Consider the following 16721-nt stretch of genomic DNA (forward strand, 5'->3'; position numbering starts at 1 on the left):
GCACCGAGCAGGGCCGTCCACAAGCGGAGTTGTCTGTGCCGTACGTGCCTCACTGCGCCGCCCTCCTTGCGAGCTCGTCGGCGGCTGGGGTGGCCTCGCCGCCCTTGTACGTCACGCGCCACAGCGCGGACTTGGAGTCGGAGGTGAAGAAGCCGCGCCCGTAGTCCAGGACGTAGAGCGAACCGTCCGGCGCGAACTTCCAGTCCATCAGGTTGCGGATGCCGTCGGCGCCCACCGGGATGATCTTCTTCAACGACTCGGCGTGGACCGGGATCCCGCCCTTGCCGACGGTCTTCGGGTCGGTCAGCACCGCGTGGCGGGGCTGGTCGCCGTCGTAGAAGTCGCCGACGAACCACTTGCCGTCCCAGTACGCCGGCCACGCCACCGCGGGGTCGCTCGCCGCGCCGCCGGAGCGGTACACCGGGCCGTTCATCGTGGCCTGGCCGCCGCCCTTGAGCCACGGCAGCAGCAGCTTCTGCTCCTCCGCCTTGTAGCTGGGGATGCCGGCCGCGTCGCGCGGATAGTCGGGGCCGCCGCCCTGCGGCGAGTACCAGATCGTGTTGGCGGTGACGGGCGGCAGGTTCACCAGGCCGTCGTTGTTCGGGGACTCGTTCTTCGGCGCGTCGCAGTCGTACCAGCCGAGCGGCTTGGTCGGGTCGGGCAGATTGCGGTCGCGGTAGGGCTGCTTGTTGCCCATGCAGTACGGCCAGCCGTGGTTGCCCGGCTTGGTGATGGCGGCGAAGGTGTCGTACTTCGCCGGGCCCCAGGTGGTCGACGGCGCACCGGCGTCCGGGCCGACCCAGCCCGCGTAGAGGATGTCCGTGGTCTTGTCGACGAAGATGCGCGCGGGGTTGCGCACACCCATCACGTAGATCTCGCCGCGGGTCTTGCCGCCGCCCTCGTCCGGCTCCTCGCCGGTGAAGAGGTTCCCCTCGGGGAGCGTGTACGTGCCGTCGTCCTCGGGGTGGATGCGCAGGATCTTGCCGTTGAGGTTGTTGGTGTTGCCCGCGGTGCGCCGCGCGTCCGCGAACGAGACGCCCTTGAAGGCCGGCTCCGGGTTGTTTCCGGAGTAACCGTCGCTGAAGCGGGAGGAGTTGTTGTCACCGGTCGCGATGTAGAGATTGCCCTTCGTGTCGAAGGCCATCCCGCCGCCCGCGTGGCAGCAGCTGTGGATCTGCACCGGCCACTTCAGCAGCACCTTCTCGCTCGCCAGATCCAGCTTGTTGGTGGCAAGATCCAGTGTGAAGCGGGAGACATAGCGTTCGGCCATATGCGTGTCGCGGTTGATCCGCGAGTGGGGTGTGTAGTGCAAATACACCCAGCCGTTGGTCATGAAGTCGGGGTCGAGTTCGATGCCGAGCAGGCCCTCCTCGACCTTGATCAGCTCGTCGCCGCCGCCCTTGTTGCCGAAGACCGTGAGCGCGCCCGCGGCCGTCACCTTCTTCGTCTTCGGGTCGTAGACGTGGATCTCGCCCTTGCCCTTGCCGATGTCCGGGTTGTTCCAGTCGGTGATCACCGGCTGGGAGGAGTCGGCGCCGCCGCGGCCGATGTAGAGGATCCGCCCGTCGGGGGCGGCGACCAGGCCGTGCGGCTCGCCGATCTGGTCGTTCCGGCCGGGCTGGTTGGGCTGTGTGACCCGCTCCGCCGTGTAGTTGGCGGTGATGGTGGCCTTGCAGTCGGCCCGCGAGATCCGGGTCGTCCAGGCCAGTGCGCCGCGCAGATGGTCGCGGAAGTCGGTCTCGGAGTACGAGTCGACCGTGCCGCCCATGCCGGTGTAGAAGGAGCGGCCGCCGTCGTAGTCTCGGCACCAGGAGACCGGGTGGTCCCAGCCGTTGGCGCCCTGGCCCGGCTGGTAGGAGTTCTCCTTGACCCGGGCCACCGTGTGGACCGAACCGGACGGGTTCACCGCCCAGTTGAACCACTTGTCGGGCCGCTTCCAGTTGAGCGGAAGGCTCTTCGTGGCGGGGTGCTGCCGGTCGCCGATCTCGACGACCGCGCGCTGCGCCGTCGCCGGGGAGGTCGTGGGCCGGGCGCCGACCAGTCCGGTGAACCAGTCCGAGTACGGCTCCGTACGGGCCGCGTCATGGACGCCGACGAACCCGCCGCCGGCCTCCATGTACGCCTCCAGGCCCGCCTCCTGCTCCGGATCGAGCACATCGCCGCCGCCGGTCAGGAAGACCACGGCGTTGTACCGTCCGAGCTTCTTGGCGTTGGTGAAGACGGAGGCGTCGTCGGTGGCCTCGGTGCGGAACCGGCCGGCGGCCGGACCCGAGAGCCCGATCTGCTCGATCGCCGCGATCCCGGCGTCGACGGTCGGCGACTCCTCGGCGGCCGAGGCGTGGAAGACCAGCACCCGTACGTTCGCGCCGCCGGGCGGTGACGGCAGGGACAACGTTGTCCGGACTGTCCCGGGACTCGACTGCACGCCGCTCTGCACTCCCGGATCGGGCCGCGCCATGGCCGCGTTCCCGCCGAGCAGCGACGCGCCGAGCGCCCCCGTGAGCAGGACGGCGGCCGTGGCGCGCCGCCGTCTCGACCGGTGATGTGGTGCGCGGTGCATATGTTCACCCACCCCTCATTGGTCACAGCAACAGGCGTGAAGCTAGACCTCTTTCGGTGCGTCGCCAATAGGTATGACCGCAATCCGACGAACTTTGTCCTGGGTGTGGAGAAACGAAGATCACCCGGCTACCGTGTGCCGCCCGGCCTGATTTCCGCCCGGCCAATGTCCGATCGGTACTGGGGAGTTCACATGGACAGACGGAGCTTCAACCGGCGCCTGCTCGCGGGAGGCGCGGCCGCCGCGGCCGGCGCGACATCGTTGTCGTTCGCCGCCGCCCCTGATGCGACCTCCGCCACGTCCGCCGCGGCCGAGGACGTCCCGAAGACCGCCCCGGCCGGCGGCGCCGTACGCCATCTCAAGCTGTACGCCGAGAAACTGGCCGACGGTCAGATGGGCTACGGACTGGAGAAGGGCAAGGCGGCCATCCCCGGGCCGATGATCGAGCTGATCGAAGGCGACACGCTGCACATCGAGTTCGAGAACACCATGGACGTGCCCGCCAGCCTCCATGTCCACGGTGTCGACTACGACATCGCGAGCGACGGCACCAAACTGAGCCGCAGCCATGTGGAGCCGGGCGGCACCCGCACGTACACCTGGCGCACCCACACCCCGGGCAAGCGCAAGGACGGCACCTGGCGGCCGGGCAGCGCGGGCTACTGGCACTACCACGACCACGTCGTGGGCACCGACCACGGGACGGGCGGGATCCGCAAGGGGCTCTACGGCCCCGTGGTGGTGCGCAGGAAGGGCGACATCCTCCCGGACAAGCAGTTCACGATCGTCTTCAACGACATGACGATCAACAACAGACCGGCCCACCAGGGGCCGGACTTCCAGGCCACGGTGGGCGAGCGGGTGGAGATCGTCATGATCACCCACGGCGAGTACTACCACACCTTCCATATGCACGGTCACCGCTGGGCCGACAACAGGACGGGCCTGCTCACCGGCCCTGACGACCCCTCACGCGTCATCGACAACAAGATCACCGGCCCGGCCGACTCCTTCGGCTTCCAGATCATCGCGGGCGAGCACGTGGGCGCCGGCGCCTGGATGTACCACTGCCATGTGCAGAGCCACTCGGACATGGGCATGGCCGGGCTCTTCCTGGTGGCGAAACCGGACGGCACGATCCCCGGGTACGAACCGCACCACCCCGCGGCGGAGGCCGAAGGGGCCGCCGGGGAGCACGAGCACTGACGGACCGCTCGGAGCGGACCCTCGCCCGGGCCACCTCGGTGAGAGGCCCGCTCAGCGGTCGAAGTTCTCCCGGCACAGGCTGGTGAGCGAGGGATCCGCGAGGCCCCGGGAGTCGTTGCAGAGCCTGCCCATGTCGTAGTGGGGACGGGGGCGCACCGGCGGGCGTACGCCGGTGTCCGGTCGCGTCGCACGGGGCGGCCGGGGCTTCGGCGGGGTCTGGCGGGCCGGGGGCCCGGCCTGTACGTCGTCACGGCGCGGCGGCACGGGACGGGGCCGGGCACCGTCGCGGGGAGCCGGCGCGGCAGGCGTCGCGGAGCTCGCGCCGTCGGACTTCGCGCCGTCGGACTTCGCCAGCTCCGCCCGCGCCGATGCCTGCCCCGGAGCCGGCGCGGTCGCGGGCGGTGCGAGCGGCGACGCGGAGGCTTCGCCGGCCGGGGTGAGCCCGGGCGGTGGAGCGGCCGGCTCCCGGGCACCGGAACCGTGACCGGACACGGAGACACAGCCGGTGGCGGCGAGCAGGGCGAGCAGAGCGACGGGCATGATCCGGAGGCGCATCCGCCCACCCTGCCGCAGGGACGGCGCGGCACGGTAGCGGCTCCCGGCGGGTCCACCATGACGAGTGACCGGGCGGACCGCGGGCGACGGCGGAAATCGGATGGACAACCCGCGCCGCGGACCGGTGTGATGAGCGACGTCGTTCACATCGGCGTTCCTGACGGGGAGTTGCTGATGTCGACAGGCGGTGACGACGAAGTCGCCATCGACGAGGAGCTGGTGCGCCGGCTGCTCGACGCGCAGTTCCCCCACTGGTCGGACCTGCCCATCGCGTCGGTGCCGGTCTCCGGCATGGACAACGCGACGTTCCGGCTGGGCGACCGCCTGTCCGTACGGCTGCCGCGCTTCCCCCGGTGGGCCGGCCAGGTCGAGCGCGAGCACGAGCACGAGTGGCTGCCCCGGCTCGCCCCGTGTCTGCCGCTCCCCATGTCCAGGCCGGTCGCGATGGGCGGCCCCGGAGAGGGCTATCCCTTCCCCTGGTCGGTCTGCCGCTGGCTGGAAGGCGAGCCCGCGACGGCCAAGAGCCTGGCCGATCCGCTCGCCACGGCGACCGAGCTCGCCGGGTTCATCACCGCCCTCCAGGCGATCGACGCCACCGGCGGGCCCGACCCCCGATGGAGCAACGCGTTCCGCGGCGTGCCCCTGGGGGACGAGTGCGACTCGCCGGCTTCCGAGGCCCGCGTACGCCCCAGGATCGAGGCGCTGCGCCGGGCGGGTCTAGGGGGTGTCCGGTGGATCATGCTGGGCTCGCGGCGTCATGCCACTCCGTCTCCCGCGTTGTCGTCGGTCGCCAACTCCCCCGTAGCCCTCCGGGCACGGGAGGGGCCCCCACCGCGTTGTCTCTCTCCTCCGCCTTGGATCCGAAGCCCCATGACGCCGCTCCCTGATCCAGCCTGATCCACCGGACACCCCCTTGCCGACGCCGATGCCGTGACCGCCGTGTGGGAGGAGGCCCTCGCGGCTCCCGCGTCGGACGGACCACCCGTGTGGATCCACGGCGACCTCACGACCGGCAATCTGCCGGCGGTCGACGGCCGGCTGAGCGCGGTCATCGACTTCGGGACCCTGGCGGTCGCGGACCCCGCGGTCGATCTGCTGCCCGCGTGGACGTTCCTGCCCGCCGAGGCCCGCGGCGTCTTCCGCGAGGCGCTCGGCGTGGACGACGCGACCTGGGCGCGGGGCCGCGGCTGGGCGCTGGCCGGCTCCCTGCCCGTACCCGACGACCCCTTCTTCGCCGCCGACCCGGCACGCGTGACCACGGCACCGGACCGCCTCGATCAGCTCGTCGCCGACCTCTGAACCCGCCGGCGGAGCCGCCCGACGAGTCGCGGCCGACGAGTCGCGGCCGACGAGCCGCGCCCGAGGAGCCGCGCCCGAGGAGTCCGCGGTGCGTGCGGACACCCACGCGGCACGACCGGCACTGCGTGCGGCGGGGCGCGATCGGTAGCAGACTCGGGAGAAACCGAGGAAAGGGCGACGTACCGTGCTCACCACCCGCTATGTCACAGGCTCCCCGAACTGGATCGATCTCGGCACCCCCGACATCGAGGGCGCGAGCGCCTTCTACGGCGGTCTCTTCGAGTGGACCTTCCAGTCCGCCGGCCCGCAGGCGGGCGGCTACGGGATGTTCCAGCTCGGCGGGCGCACCGTGGCCGCGGGCATGACCGTACCCCCGGAGCAGGGGCCCGCCGCCTGGAACCTCTACTTCCAGTCGCCCGACGCAGCCGCCACCGCCCAGCGGGTCAGGGACGGCGGTGGCAGCGTCTCCGCCGAGCCGATGGACGTCTTCGACGCGGGCCGCATGGCGGTCTTCGCCGACCCCGCGGGCGTGGCCTTCTCCACCTGGCAGCCGGGCACCAACAAGGGCCTGGACGTGGTGAACGGCGTGGGCACGCTGCGCTGGGCCGAGCTCTACACCCCCGACACCCAGGCCGCGTTCGCCTTCTACCGCTCGGTCTTCGGCTGGGAGGAGTACGGCATCCCGATCCCGGGCGGTGACACGTACACCACGGTCAACCCCCATGGCGCGGGCCCCGAAGGCATGTTCGCCGGCCTCGTCCCGCTGGAGACCGACCCGGCGGAAGCGGCCGACGGCCCCTACTGGCTCCCGTACTTCGAAGTCGCCGACACGGACGCAACCGTTGCGCGCGCCGAGGAGCTCGGCGGTAAGGTCCGCCTGGCGCCGCTCGACCTGGAGGACGTCGGCCGCATCGCGAAGCTCGCGGACCCGTACGGGGCGCGCTTCGCGGTCATGAAGAGCGAGCCGAGCGAGGGGCAGGCGTGTTGATCGCTCGTTGACGCGGCGTTTATCGGCGACGGGCAACGTGTCGGGCATGCCGATCAACACGACCACGGTGTCCGCCACGCCCGACGAAGAGTTCTCCTGGCAGGAGAACGCCCTCTGCGCGCAGGTCGGCCCTGAGTTCTTCTTCCCCGCTCCCGGCTCCTCGACCCGCGAGGCCAAGCAGTTGTGCCGCGCGTGCGAGGGGCGGGTGGCATGCCTGGAGTACGCGCTGGCGAACGACGAGCGGTTCGGGGTGTGGGGCGGGATGTCGGAGAAGGAACGCGGCAGGCTACGGCGCGGCGCGCACCAGCGGCGCGGATGACGGCACGGCCGTCGCGTAGGCGGCCCCGGCCGAGGCACGGCATCGCCTTCGCCATCACCGTCGCGAACCGCACGTGCGCCTCCAGCGGCAGCTCCGCCATCTGCACCGCGGGCAAGGCGGCCACCGCCGAGTGGACGGACCTGGCCGTCCGGCTCTTCGCGGGCCGGTGGCTCAGCCTGCCGGGATGCGGAACGTCTCCCCGTACATCCGCCACTCCAGCGGAGCCGACAGCTCCATGTTGCCGTCGCGCAGGAACACCCGCTGCGCGGTGTCGATACGGGACGTGTCGCGCTGCGCGGTGGTGAGCCTGGCCCTGATCGCGGCCCTGCCCTCGTCCAGGAAGGCGTTGAGGTACGCCGTCTCGTCGCCGCCCTCCGCGGCGGTGCGCGCCTTCTTCATCGCCGCCTGCCGGATGCCGTAGAAGCCGTCCGCCTCCAGACCGGGGCCGTGCAGCACCATCGCGTCGTAGTAGACGAACTGGCCCAGCGTGCCGAGGCCGTCCATCTTCGCGAGCCGGACGGCCGGGTCGAAGTAGAGGCGGTCGCGGGTCTCGTCCTGAGCCTTGCGGAAGGCCGGGTCCTGCGCCTCGCGTGCCCAGGCGTCGGTGAAGCCGGGATCGAGGCCCTCGTGCGCGTCGGTGCCGTCGACCTCGCGGAGGGCGGGGAGGTAGCGGGCGAGGCCGTTGTCCGGGTGCGCGGCGGTGTACGCCTCGACGAGTTGCAGCATGTCGTTCGTGCCGGAGCAGAAGCCGATGATCCCCGCGGTGTACCCGTTGCCGTCGCCGAGGTCGGTGATGGCGCCGTAGCGGCTGCGCCAGTCGAGCGTCGAATGGTCCGCGCTGGCCACGAGCCGCGCCGCGATCTCCTTCTTGCCGGGCGCCGCGAGGCCCGGCGGCAGCTTCGCTATCCGGGCCTCCAGCGCCTTCTGCTCGGCCGCCGAGCCCGACTCCAGCGGGTTCGGCGCGCCGCTCGGCCGCTGGGCCGCCGGGTACGGCCGGTCGGCGAGCGGAACGTCCGGATCGCCGACCGCGCCGATGACGAAGGACACGGCTGCGGCGGCCGGGACGGCGACGAGGAGGACACGGGTCACAGGCTTCACGCGGCACAGCGTACGGTCCGCCTCCACCTGCGAGAACGCCCCGTCCTCGGAAAGTTCCCGCAGCGACGGCGGCCCGGCGCCGGGGGAGCGCCGCCCGTGCGCCGGTGGATCCGTGACGGCACCCCAGGCCCCTGCGCGCCGGGCGCCCCGGACACACGTCCCGGTCCGCACCCCCGGCCATCGCCCGCCGGCCATCGCCCGCCGTCCCGCGCCCACCCGGCCGCACGCGACCGGGTCCGCGCTCGTGCGTCAACCGGCCGTCAGCCGGCCGCGCGGGCCGCCATCCTGGCCTTGCGGGCCGCGAGCTTCTCGTCGAACTTGCTGGCTTCGGAGTCCAGCCCGCCCATGTACAGGCCCAGTTCCTCCTGCGCCTTGGCGCCCTCGGGGCCGAGCCCGTCGATGTCCATGACCTTCAGGAAGCGCAGCACCGGCTGGAGCACGTCGTCGTGGTGGATGCGCATGTTGTAGATCTCGCCGATCGCCATCTGCGCGGCCGCACGCTCGAAGCCCGGCATGCCGTGCCCCGGCATACGGAAGTTGACCACGACGTCGCGCACGGCCTGCATCGTCAGATCAGGGGCGAGCTCGAACGCCGCGCCCAGCAGGTTCCGGTAGAAGACCATGTGCAGGTTCTCGTCCGTGGCGATCCGCGACAGCATCCGGTCGCAGACCGGGTCGCCCGACTGGTGGCCGGTGTTGCGGTGCGAGATGCGCGTCGCCAGCTCCTGGAAGGCGACGTACGCCACGGAGTGCAGCATCGAGTGGCGGTTGTCGGACTCGAACCCCTCCGACATGTGCGACATCCGGAACTGCTCCAGCTTGTCCGGGTCGACCGCGCGCGAGGCGAGGAGGTAGTCGCGCATGACGATGCCGTGCCGGCCCTCCTCCGCCGTCCAGCGGTGCACCCACGTGCCCCAGGCGCCGTCGCGGCCGAAGAGCGTGGCGATCTCGTGGTGGTAGCTCGGCAGGTTGTCCTCGGTGAGCAGGTTCACGACGAGGGCGATCTTGCCGATGTCGGTGACCTTGGACTGGCCGGGCTCCCAGGGCTCGCCGTCCTCGAAGAAGCCCGGGAAGTTCCGCCCGTCGGTCCACGGCACGTACTCGTGCGGCATCCAGTCCTTGACGACCTTGAGGTGCCGGTTGAGCTCCTTCTCCACCACCTCTTCCAGCGCGTACAGCAGCCGGGCGTCGGTCCACGCTTCCGAACTGCCGAGGTGGGGAGAGGTGATCGTCACGGGTGCTCCTGGGGGACGCGGAGAAGTGTCAGGGACGCATGCAGTGCTGAAGCCGTGGGCAACCCGCCCGACGGTGCCGGGGAAGGCGGGCTACCTACGGCTTCGTAGGTTACGAAACCGTAGGTTAAAGGTCCGGTAAGCCATGGGCCAAGCCGGGCACTGTTATGTCCCCGTACGTTCTGCTATGCCTGCAGGTCCCGCAGGCGCACCGAGAGACATGTCACGCAGCCTTCGAGCTTCTCGAACTCACTGATGTCCACCTGAACCGGGTCATAGCCCAGGTCCGCGAACAGCTCCGCCGTCTTCGGCGCGCTCGCCGCCATCAGCAGTTTCCCGCCGCCGAGCAGCACCACGTGCGCACCCGGCTCCTCCGGCACCGGCAGGAACCGAGGGAAGAGCGAGGGCCGCTCCACCAGCGGTCCGTACCCGATCACCGTCCCGTCCGGCAGCGCCGTCACCGCGGACTTCAGATGGAGCACCTTCGACACGGGTACGGGGACGACACGCGCCCCGAGCGGCTCGAAGGCCGCCCTGAGCTGCTGGACGCCCGCGGCGTTGGTCCGCCCGCCCCGGCCCACGTACACCGTGTCGCCGATCTTGAGCACATCGCCGCCTTCGAGGGTGCCCGGCGGCCACACCCAGTTGACGGAGCAGCCGAGCCGGGCCAGCGTCTCCTCGACGGCCGTCGTCTCCGGCCTGCGGGACTCCGCCCCGGGCCGGCTGATCAGCGCCACGTTCCGGAACATCACGACCGTGTCCTCGACGAAGACGCCGTCCGGGCAGTCGTCGGCCGGCGTGGTCTCCACGGTCTCCCAGCCGTGCTCGCGCAGGGCCGCCACGTACGCCTCCCACTGCGCGAGCGCCGCCGCCGCATCGACGGGGCGGCGCTCGACATGGGTGACCAGGCCCTCGGCCAGACGTGGGCTCGGGCGGCGGACGAGGGCTTTTCTGCTCGGCACGATTCCTCCTGGGAGGTTCGGGGGTGACGGCGCCATGATGAGCGCCGTCTACCCGGTGCCGTAAGGACCCACTCGGGGGCGAGCGGGCCGCCGCCGGTCATTCGGCCGCCTGCGCACCCACCTCCTCGGGCGTCGTCGGCCGCAGCTCGCCGTCGAGCAGCAGCCAGCGGGTGATCCCGACGGACTCCAGGAACCGCACATCGTGGCTGGCCACGATCAGCGCCCCCTCGTACGCCTCCAGCGCCGTCGTCAGGCTGCGCACGCTCGCCATGTCCAGGTTGTTGGTCGGCTCGTCCAGCATCAGCAGCTGCGGAGCGGGCTCCGCGAGCAGCAGCGCCGCCAGCGCGGCACGGAAGCGCTCCCCGCCGGACAGCGTCCCGGCCGGGCGGTCCGCCCGCGCCCCCCTGAACAGGAACCGGGCCAGCCGCGCCCGGATCGCGTTGTCCGTCGCCGCGGGCGCGAACCGGGCCACGTTCTCGACCACGCTCAGCTCGTCGTCGAGGACGTCGAGCCGCTGCGGCAGGAAGCGCAACGGAACCTGGGCGTCCACCTCGCCCGCGACCGGCGCCAGCTCCCCGGCGACCGTACGAAGCAGCGTCGTCTTGCCCGCGCCGTTCCGCCCGACGAGCGCGATCCGCTCCGGTCCGCGGAGCTCGAACTCGCCCGTGATCCGCGCCCCGTACGCCAGCTCCACGGCGGACAGCCGCAGCACACCGCGGCCCGGATGCACCTTCGTGTACGGCAGCTCGACGCGGATCTCGTCGTCGTCGCGCACCGCGTCGACCGCCGCGCCGAGCCGCTCCTTCGCCTCGGCCAGCCGCTCGGTGTGCATGGTGCGCTGCTTGCCGGCCGAGACCTGGGCCTCCCGCTTGCGGGCACCCATCACGATCTTCGGCTCGCGCTTGCTCTCGAACATCTTCTGGCCGTAGCGCTTGCGACGGGCCAGTTTGACCTGGGCGTCGGCCAGTTCGCGCTTCTGCCGCTGCACATCGGCCTCCGCGACGCGCACCATGCGCTCGGCGGCGTCCTGCTCCACGGCCAGCGCCTGCTCGTAGTCGGAGTACGTGCCGCCGTACCAGGTCACCTCGCCGTCGCGCAGATCCGCGATCTGGTCGACCCGCTCCAGCAGTTCGCGGTCGTGGCTGACCACGACCATCACCCCGGACCAGGCCGCGACGGCGTCGTACAGCCGCTCGCGCGCGTACAGATCGAGGTTGTTGGTCGGCTCGTCGAGCAGCAGCACGTCCGGACGGGCCAGCAGCAGCGCGGCCAGCCGCAGCAGCACGCACTCGCCGCCCGACATCTCGCCCACGGTCCGGTCGAGGCCGATGTGGCCGAGCCCGAGCTGGTCGAGCGTGGCGCGGGTGCGCTCCTCCACGTCCCAGTCGTCACCGACCGCCGCGAAGTGCTCCTCGCGGACGTCACCCGCCTCGATGGCGTGCAGCGCGGCCCGGGTCGCGGCGACACCGAGCGCCTCGTCGACGCGCAGGCCGGTGTCGAGGACCAGGTTCTGCGGCAGATACCCGACCTCGCCCGCGACCCGCACGGTGCCGTCGCCGGGGGTGAGCTCGCCCGCGATCAGCCGGAGCAGCGTCGACTTCCCGGCGCCGTTCAGGCCGATGAGGCCGGTCCTGCCGGAGCCGACGGCGAGCTGGAAGCCGTCGAGGACGGGGGTGCCGTCGGGCCAGGAGAAGGAGAGCGAGGTGCAGGTGATGGAGGTGGGAAAAGTAGACACGAGGGTCTCCCTGTTGCGAGGGGAAGGGCATGGGCAACGGGTGAGACACCGGTGAGGACAGCACAAAGGCCCTGGTCCGGAGAGACGGGACGGCTCGTACGCCGAGGTCGTACACACGGGCACGCGGGCGGATGCCGCGGCACACGGTGTCTCAGGACCTCAGACGAGCAACGTCCTACTCCTATCGACGACTACAGGGCCGATGAAGACGCTACGCCCGGCCGGGAGGCGGGGCAAACGAATTGATGCGAGTGCGGTGGGAAGAGGGCACTCAGAGGAGGTTCAGGGGACTCAGGGGGAGGACGACCGGGGGAGAGCGGTCAGCAGGCGTCGCGCATCAGCTCGGCGAGGTCCTCGTCCAGGTCCATGAAGAGGTGCTCGCGCCCGGCCGGCACCAGCTCCTCGGCCCGCTTGAGGAAGCGCCGCAGCTCGGAGGTGCGGATGTGCACCATCGCCGTGCCCTCGACGGCGTGGAACTCCAGCACCGTGCGGTCGTAGCCGTACGGCCGTACCCGCACGTCCCCCACGCCCGCGGGCGCCTCCATGCCCTCCGTGAGCAGTTCGCGGGCGAACGCCCAGGACACCTCGGTGCCCTCCAGGGTCGCCGGAGCCGGGAACTCCATGCTGACGGCGAACGGATCGGCCCGGTCGTAGCGGAGGGTCGCTGGTACGGATTCCATCTGTGGTGCCGAGGCGACCAGACGGGCCTGCACGGCCTGCTCGATGACGGTGGACAAGGGCCTGCTCCCTCTCTTCGTTACAGCGCGGCGACGTCTCCACGCACCGGGAAAGACGGTGGAACGACGAATTCCGTGCATTGGGAGGGGGAGGTCGTCGGCGTGAGCTGTGTCACCGCCGCAGGCGTTCCGGACCGGACCGGACCGGGAGGGTCGGCTACGTCCGCGCGCCATGACGGACCTGTGCGGGGCGGCACTGCCGCGGTCGTCGCGGCGCCGGTCCGCGCGGCGCCCGGCGGCGACCCGGCCCGGGGCGCCTTCCGGCGGGCGTGTGCACCTTTCGCGACCGCACGCACGGAGTCGCGGGCGGCGGTGACTACCGCACTGGTGAGCCGTTCCCTCGGGTGGCCGCGGTCGCCCGAGGCGGCGGTCGCAGCCGGCGGACCGTTGACACCGGGTCGTACGAAACCGTCGACCGCACGCCCGGCTTCCGGCGCTGGGCGCCGGGGAAGGAGCGCCGGGTGGCGCGCCTGGCTGGCGCTTCAGGGCTTGTGGGGCTCCGGAGCGCCGGGGTTCAGGCGTTCCCGGCGGGCGGCTGCTGCTTGTAGCGCCCCAGCTCCGGTGCCGTCTTCGTCGCGACGAACTCCGTGATCCGGTACGTGCACACACCACCGGTGACGAAGGGGTCGGCCGCCGCGATCGCCTCGATCCGCGCCCGGTCGTCCCCGACGGCCAGCAGCACCCCGCCGTCGCGCGGGTTCTTGCGGCCGGACGCGATGACCACGCCCTCCTCGTACAGGCGGTTCAGCCAGTCCAGATGAGCCGCGTGGAACGCGTCCACCTGCTCGACGGGCGCGGTGTAGGTCAACTCCATGACGAACATGATCGGCAGATTAGCCGGGTGTCTAAGGTGGGGCACATCATGACCACCATCAGGACACCCGCCGACGAGGCCGAGGCCAGGGCCGTCCAGGACGAGCTGCGCGCCCGTGTCCTCCTCGACGAGCCGGGACCGCCGCCGGGCAGCGGTCTGGTCACCGGCGTCGACGTGGCCTACGACGACGAGCGCGACGTCGTCGTCGCGGCCGCCGTCGTCCTCGACGCCCGTACGCTCACGGTCGTCGAGGAGACCACCGCGACCGGCAAGGTCGCCTTCCCGTACGTGCCGGGGCTGCTCGCCTTCCGTGAGATCCCGACCGTGCTGGCCGCGCTGGAGTCCCTCACCGCCGGCCCCGGGCTGGTCGTCTGCGACGGCTACGGCCGGGCGCATCCGCGGCGGTTCGGCCTTGCCAGCCACCTCGGTGTGCTCACCGGGCTGCCGGTGATCGGCGTCGCCAAGAACCCCTTCACCTTCGCGTACGAGGAGCCGGCCGCGGCGCGCGGCAGCTTCTCGCCGCTGGTAGCGGACGACGGCGAGGAGCTCGGCCGTGCGCTGCGCACCCGTGAGGGCGTCAAGCCCGTCTACGTCTCCGTCGGTCACCGCGTGTCCCTCGACAACGCCTGCGCCCACACCCTCGCCCTGGCCCCTGAGTTCCGCCTTCCGGAGACGACGCGCCGGGCGGACGCGCTGTGCCGGCGGGCGCTGAGGGAGACGACGGGCTGAGCCGCAGCGCGGTGGGGCCGCCTCCGTGTGCGGTCCGCCGGCCCCGCCTACCGCGTGTGCGCCACCCGGAACTCGATCCCCGCGTCCCGCAGGCGCCGCAGCAACGCGTCCCCCATCGCGACCGCCGTCGTCACCTGCCCCGCCGTCGGCGGCAGCTCGTCGAGCGCCAGGCTGAGCGCGGACTCGGCCAGCATCTTCGCCGTCTCGCCGTAACCGGGATCGCCGCCGGACACCTCCGTGAAGACCCGCCGCCCGCCGCCCTCGCCGACGAAGCGCACCCGGAACCAGCTGCGTTCGCGCTGCTCCGCGCCAGGGCCGCGGCCCGGCTCGTAACGGCTCATCAGCCACTCCCGCGCGGGCGGGACCTGGGCGAGCGCTGCGAGGGCGCCGAGCGCGGCCGGTGCCGCGAGGGCGACGGGGAGCGTGCGGACCGAGGCGTAGTGGCGGTACCGGAAGTCGGGGCCGTACCGCTCCAGGCCCGCCGCCGAGCGCGCGACGATCCGCGGGTCGAGCGTCGGCAGCGGCAGCGCCCACGCACCGGTCTCCCGGCTGAAGCGCGGGGCCCCGAGCGGTGCCCTGGCCCGCCGGCCCACCAGCCGCGGCTCGTGCAGCCGCCGCTCCCGCGCCGCCCGCAGGGCCTCGCGCTGCCGGCCCATGATGGTGACGGCGGAGGCGAAGGTGCCGCCGGAGAACATCCCGCCGCCGCTGACGAAACCGTCGACCCGCAGCGGCACGTCCTGTGGCAGCTGCTGGACGGTGAAGTACGCGCCCAGATCGTGCGGCACCGAGTCGAATCCGCACGCGTGCACGAGCCGTGCGCCGGTCTCGCGGGCGCGTGCGTCGTGCCGTACGAAGACGGTGTCGACGAACTCCTCCTCGCCGGTGAGGTCGGCGTAGTCCGTCCCGGCCTCGGCGCAGGCGGCGACGAGCGGCTCCCCGTACCACACATAGGGGCCGACGGTCGTGGCCACGACCCACGTCGACTCGGCCAGCTCGCGCATGGACTCCGGGTCGGAGGCGTCGGCGGTGATCAGGGGCAGCCGCGCGCAGCCGGGGTCGATCGCGGTGAGCCGCTCGCGCAGCCGCTCCAGCTTCGCCTCGCTGCGACCGGCGACGGCCCAGCGGCAGCCCGCGGGCGCATGGGCGGCGAAGTACTCCGCGGTGAGCCTGCCGACGAAGCCGGTGGCCCCGAAGAGGACGATGTCGTACGGCCGCTCGGGGCCGTTCCGGGTGTGTCCCTGCTGACTGTTCACTGACGCCTCCGCCGCTTCCGCCCCGCGCCCCCGGGGGCCTGTCCTTCGGATCGGCCCCGGCCCCGCGCCGATGTCGCTGGGCGAGGCTAGCGTGAGACGGAACAGTCCGCGCGACCGGGAGGACGGGGATGGCGGCACCACCGAAGGCGGCCCTGGCGAAATGGGAGAAGGTGCGGTCCTTTGCCCTGGGACTGCCGGGTGCGGGCGAGGAGTTTCCCTGGGGCGAGACCGTCGTCAAGGTCAACAAGAAGGTCTTCGTCTTCCTCGGTGTGACCGACGGCAGTTATCCCCTCGGGATGGGCGTCAAGCTCAAGGACGAGGCGATGCACGCCCATGCCCTGTCCTGCCCGGGCGCGGCGCCGTCGGGATACGGCCTGGGCAAGGCGGGGTGGGTGCAGATCCCGCTGGCGCAGAAGGGCGCTCCCGGTGCCGAAGTGCTCTGCGACTGGGTTGAGGAGAGCTACCGCGCCATCGCCACGAAGAAGCTGATCGCGGAGCTGGACGCGCGCTGACGCCCGGCGCGGCCGCCGCTGCGCGCCCGGGTTCACCGGTAGTCGTCGGGGTGGTCCTGCATCCAGACGTTGATGCGGTCGCGGGTCCCCACGAGTTCCTCCTGGTGCTTCTTGAGGTTCGGGTAGGTCCGGTCCGTGCCGAGGGTGTCGCGCAGCTCCGCGATCCAGGCGATGGGCTCGGGGAAGTGACCGGGGCCCTTGGGGTCGGCCTTCATGGCCCTGTCGAGCCCTTCCAGCTCGTCGTGGACGCGCCCGAGGAAGTAGGCGCACTGTCCTTCGCTCGTGCAGCTGTCGTCGAGCGTGGCCTGGAGGCCGGCGAAGGCGTCGCGGACCTGCTCGGGTCCCGGGGCGGGCTCTGCGGTGGGCAGCGTTCCGGCAGAGGGCTGCGTTCCGGTAGAGGGCTGCCCTTCGGCGGCGGCCTCGTCCCCGTCCCCGGCTTCGGCTTCGATCCCGGTCGTCTCCGGATCGCCGCCGGCCCCGGCACCGTCCTGCGGCGCGGACGCCGTGGCCGTCGTGGCCGTCGTGGGGGTGCCGTTCGCGCCCGGCGCCCCGCTGTCCGCGGAGGAGCAGGAGATCAGCAGTGCCGCCGGAAGTGCGACGAGCGCTGCGGCCCGGGCGGGGCGGGGTATACGCATGGAGTCTCCGCTTCCTGGATCCGGCGGGTCGGCAGACCTTACCGTCACAGGGGAAACAACCAAGCGCTTGCTTGTCCACAGGGCTTG

16 protein-coding genes and 1 pseudogene are annotated in these 16721 nt (G+C 71.9%); 7 read left to right on the plus strand and 10 right to left on the minus strand.

Features of this window, described 5'->3' with window-relative positions; translation table 11 throughout:
• Positions 1–49: 49 nt before the first annotated feature.
• Complete coding sequence (locus KK483_RS31850) at positions 50–2560, minus strand: ThuA domain-containing protein (RefSeq protein ID WP_262008670.1); 2511 nt, start codon at positions 2558–2560, stop codon at positions 50–52.
• A 192-nt stretch (positions 2561–2752) separates the two neighbouring features.
• Between KK483_RS31850 and KK483_RS31855 the strand changes: the two genes are divergently transcribed.
• Positions 2753–3766 carry a multicopper oxidase domain-containing protein gene (locus tag KK483_RS31855; RefSeq protein ID WP_262008671.1) on the plus strand — a complete coding sequence of 338 codons (1014 nt, stop codon included), beginning with the start codon at positions 2753–2755 and terminating at the stop codon, positions 3764–3766.
• 51 nt (positions 3767–3817) lie between these two features.
• On the opposite strand, the gene KK483_RS31860 is transcribed toward KK483_RS31855, so the two are convergent.
• Positions 3818–4321, minus strand: a complete 504-nt coding sequence (locus KK483_RS31860) for a hypothetical protein (RefSeq protein ID WP_262008673.1) — start codon at positions 4319–4321, stop codon at positions 3818–3820.
• 129 nt (positions 4322–4450) lie between these two features.
• On the opposite strand from KK483_RS31860, the gene KK483_RS31865 reads away from it, so the two are divergent.
• From KK483_RS31865 to KK483_RS31880, 4 genes and pseudogenes are all read left to right on the plus strand, one after another.
• Positions 4451–5218 (plus strand): phosphotransferase, encoded by a 768-nt coding sequence (locus tag KK483_RS31865; RefSeq protein WP_262008674.1) that lies wholly within the window; start codon positions 4451–4453, stop codon positions 5216–5218.
• Between the two features lie 21 nt (positions 5219–5239).
• Positions 5240–5620: pseudogene (locus KK483_RS31870) on the plus strand (phosphotransferase); the annotation flags it as partial.
• 184 nt (positions 5621–5804) lie between these two features.
• Complete coding sequence (locus KK483_RS31875; protein WP_262008675.1) at positions 5805–6608, plus strand: VOC family protein; 804 nt, start codon at positions 5805–5807, stop codon at positions 6606–6608.
• A 46-nt stretch (positions 6609–6654) separates the two neighbouring features.
• On the plus strand, positions 6655–6927 hold the full coding sequence (locus KK483_RS31880; RefSeq protein ID WP_262008676.1) for a WhiB family transcriptional regulator: 273 nt from the start codon (positions 6655–6657) through the stop codon (positions 6925–6927).
• Positions 6928–7098: 171 nt separating this feature from the next.
• On the opposite strand, the gene KK483_RS31885 is transcribed toward KK483_RS31880, so the two are convergent.
• The 6 genes from KK483_RS31885 to KK483_RS31915 all read right to left on the minus strand — a co-directional run bounded on the left by KK483_RS31885 (position 7099) and on the right by KK483_RS31915 (position 13514).
• On the minus strand, positions 7099–8016 hold the full coding sequence (locus tag KK483_RS31885) for a chitosanase (RefSeq protein WP_262009779.1): 918 nt from the start codon (positions 8014–8016) through the stop codon (positions 7099–7101).
• A 269-nt stretch (positions 8017–8285) separates the two neighbouring features.
• Positions 8286–9260 carry an acyl-ACP desaturase gene (locus tag KK483_RS31890; protein WP_262008677.1) on the minus strand — a complete coding sequence of 325 codons (975 nt, stop codon included), beginning with the start codon at positions 9258–9260 and terminating at the stop codon, positions 8286–8288.
• A 182-nt stretch (positions 9261–9442) separates the two neighbouring features.
• Complete coding sequence (ddaH, locus tag KK483_RS31895; RefSeq protein WP_262008678.1) at positions 9443–10219, minus strand: dimethylargininase; 777 nt, start codon at positions 10217–10219, stop codon at positions 9443–9445.
• A 97-nt stretch (positions 10220–10316) separates the two neighbouring features.
• Entirely contained in the window at positions 10317–11954 is a 1638-nt protein-coding gene (locus KK483_RS31900; protein WP_262008679.1) for an ABC-F family ATP-binding cassette domain-containing protein, read from the minus strand.
• Between the two features lie 320 nt (positions 11955–12274).
• On the minus strand, positions 12275–12691 hold the full coding sequence (locus tag KK483_RS31905; RefSeq protein ID WP_262008680.1) for an SsgA family sporulation/cell division regulator: 417 nt from the start codon (positions 12689–12691) through the stop codon (positions 12275–12277).
• A 514-nt stretch (positions 12692–13205) separates the two neighbouring features.
• Positions 13206–13514: a YciI family protein gene (locus KK483_RS31915; RefSeq protein WP_262008681.1), complete on the minus strand. Its 309-nt coding sequence runs from the start codon at positions 13512–13514 to the stop codon at positions 13206–13208.
• 39 nt (positions 13515–13553) lie between these two features.
• Between KK483_RS31915 and KK483_RS31920 the strand changes: the two genes are divergently transcribed.
• Positions 13554–14234: an endonuclease V gene (locus tag KK483_RS31920; RefSeq protein WP_262008682.1), complete on the plus strand. Its 681-nt coding sequence runs from the start codon at positions 13554–13556 to the stop codon at positions 14232–14234.
• A gap of 47 nt (positions 14235–14281) precedes the next feature.
• Here the strand turns inward: KK483_RS31920 and KK483_RS31925 are convergent, their stop codons facing one another.
• Positions 14282–15487 (minus strand): trans-acting enoyl reductase family protein, encoded by a 1206-nt coding sequence (locus tag KK483_RS31925; protein ID WP_262008683.1) that lies wholly within the window; start codon positions 15485–15487, stop codon positions 14282–14284.
• A gap of 128 nt (positions 15488–15615) precedes the next feature.
• Here KK483_RS31925 and KK483_RS31930 point away from each other — a divergent pair, with 128 nt between their 5' ends.
• Positions 15616–15999 (plus strand): MmcQ/YjbR family DNA-binding protein, encoded by a 384-nt coding sequence (locus KK483_RS31930; protein WP_262008684.1) that lies wholly within the window; start codon positions 15616–15618, stop codon positions 15997–15999.
• A gap of 32 nt (positions 16000–16031) precedes the next feature.
• Here KK483_RS31930 and KK483_RS31935 read toward each other — a convergent pair whose 3' ends face one another.
• Positions 16032–16634, minus strand: a complete 603-nt coding sequence (locus KK483_RS31935; RefSeq protein WP_262008685.1) for a hypothetical protein — start codon at positions 16632–16634, stop codon at positions 16032–16034.
• Between the last annotated feature and the right edge of the window lie 87 nt (positions 16635–16721).

Source organism: Streptomyces sp. FIT100, from assembly GCF_024584805.1.
In the GTDB taxonomy this organism is placed as follows: domain Bacteria; phylum Actinomycetota; class Actinomycetes; order Streptomycetales; family Streptomycetaceae; genus Streptomyces.

Bases quoted from the DNA above. Each gene is read 5' to 3' on its own strand.
- KK483_RS31850 (WP_262008670.1), bottom strand. From the start codon at position 2,560: ATGCACCGCGCACCACATCACCGGTCGAGACGGCGGCGCGCCACGGCC.
- KK483_RS31855 (WP_262008671.1), top strand. From the start codon at position 2,753: ATGGACAGACGGAGCTTCAACCGGCGCCTGCTCGCGGGAGGCGCGGCC.
- KK483_RS31860 (WP_262008673.1), bottom strand. From the start codon at position 4,321: ATGCGCCTCCGGATCATGCCCGTCGCTCTGCTCGCCCTGCTCGCCGCC.
- KK483_RS31865 (WP_262008674.1), top strand. From the start codon at position 4,451: ATGAGCGACGTCGTTCACATCGGCGTTCCTGACGGGGAGTTGCTGATG.
- KK483_RS31880 (WP_262008676.1), top strand. From the start codon at position 6,655: ATGCCGATCAACACGACCACGGTGTCCGCCACGCCCGACGAAGAGTTC.
- KK483_RS31915 (WP_262008681.1), bottom strand. From the start codon at position 13,514: ATGTTCGTCATGGAGTTGACCTACACCGCGCCCGTCGAGCAGGTGGAC.
- KK483_RS31920 (WP_262008682.1), top strand. From the start codon at position 13,554: ATGACCACCATCAGGACACCCGCCGACGAGGCCGAGGCCAGGGCCGTC.
- KK483_RS31930 (WP_262008684.1), top strand. From the start codon at position 15,616: ATGGCGGCACCACCGAAGGCGGCCCTGGCGAAATGGGAGAAGGTGCGG.
- KK483_RS31935 (WP_262008685.1), bottom strand. From the start codon at position 16,634: ATGCGTATACCCCGCCCCGCCCGGGCCGCAGCGCTCGTCGCACTTCCG.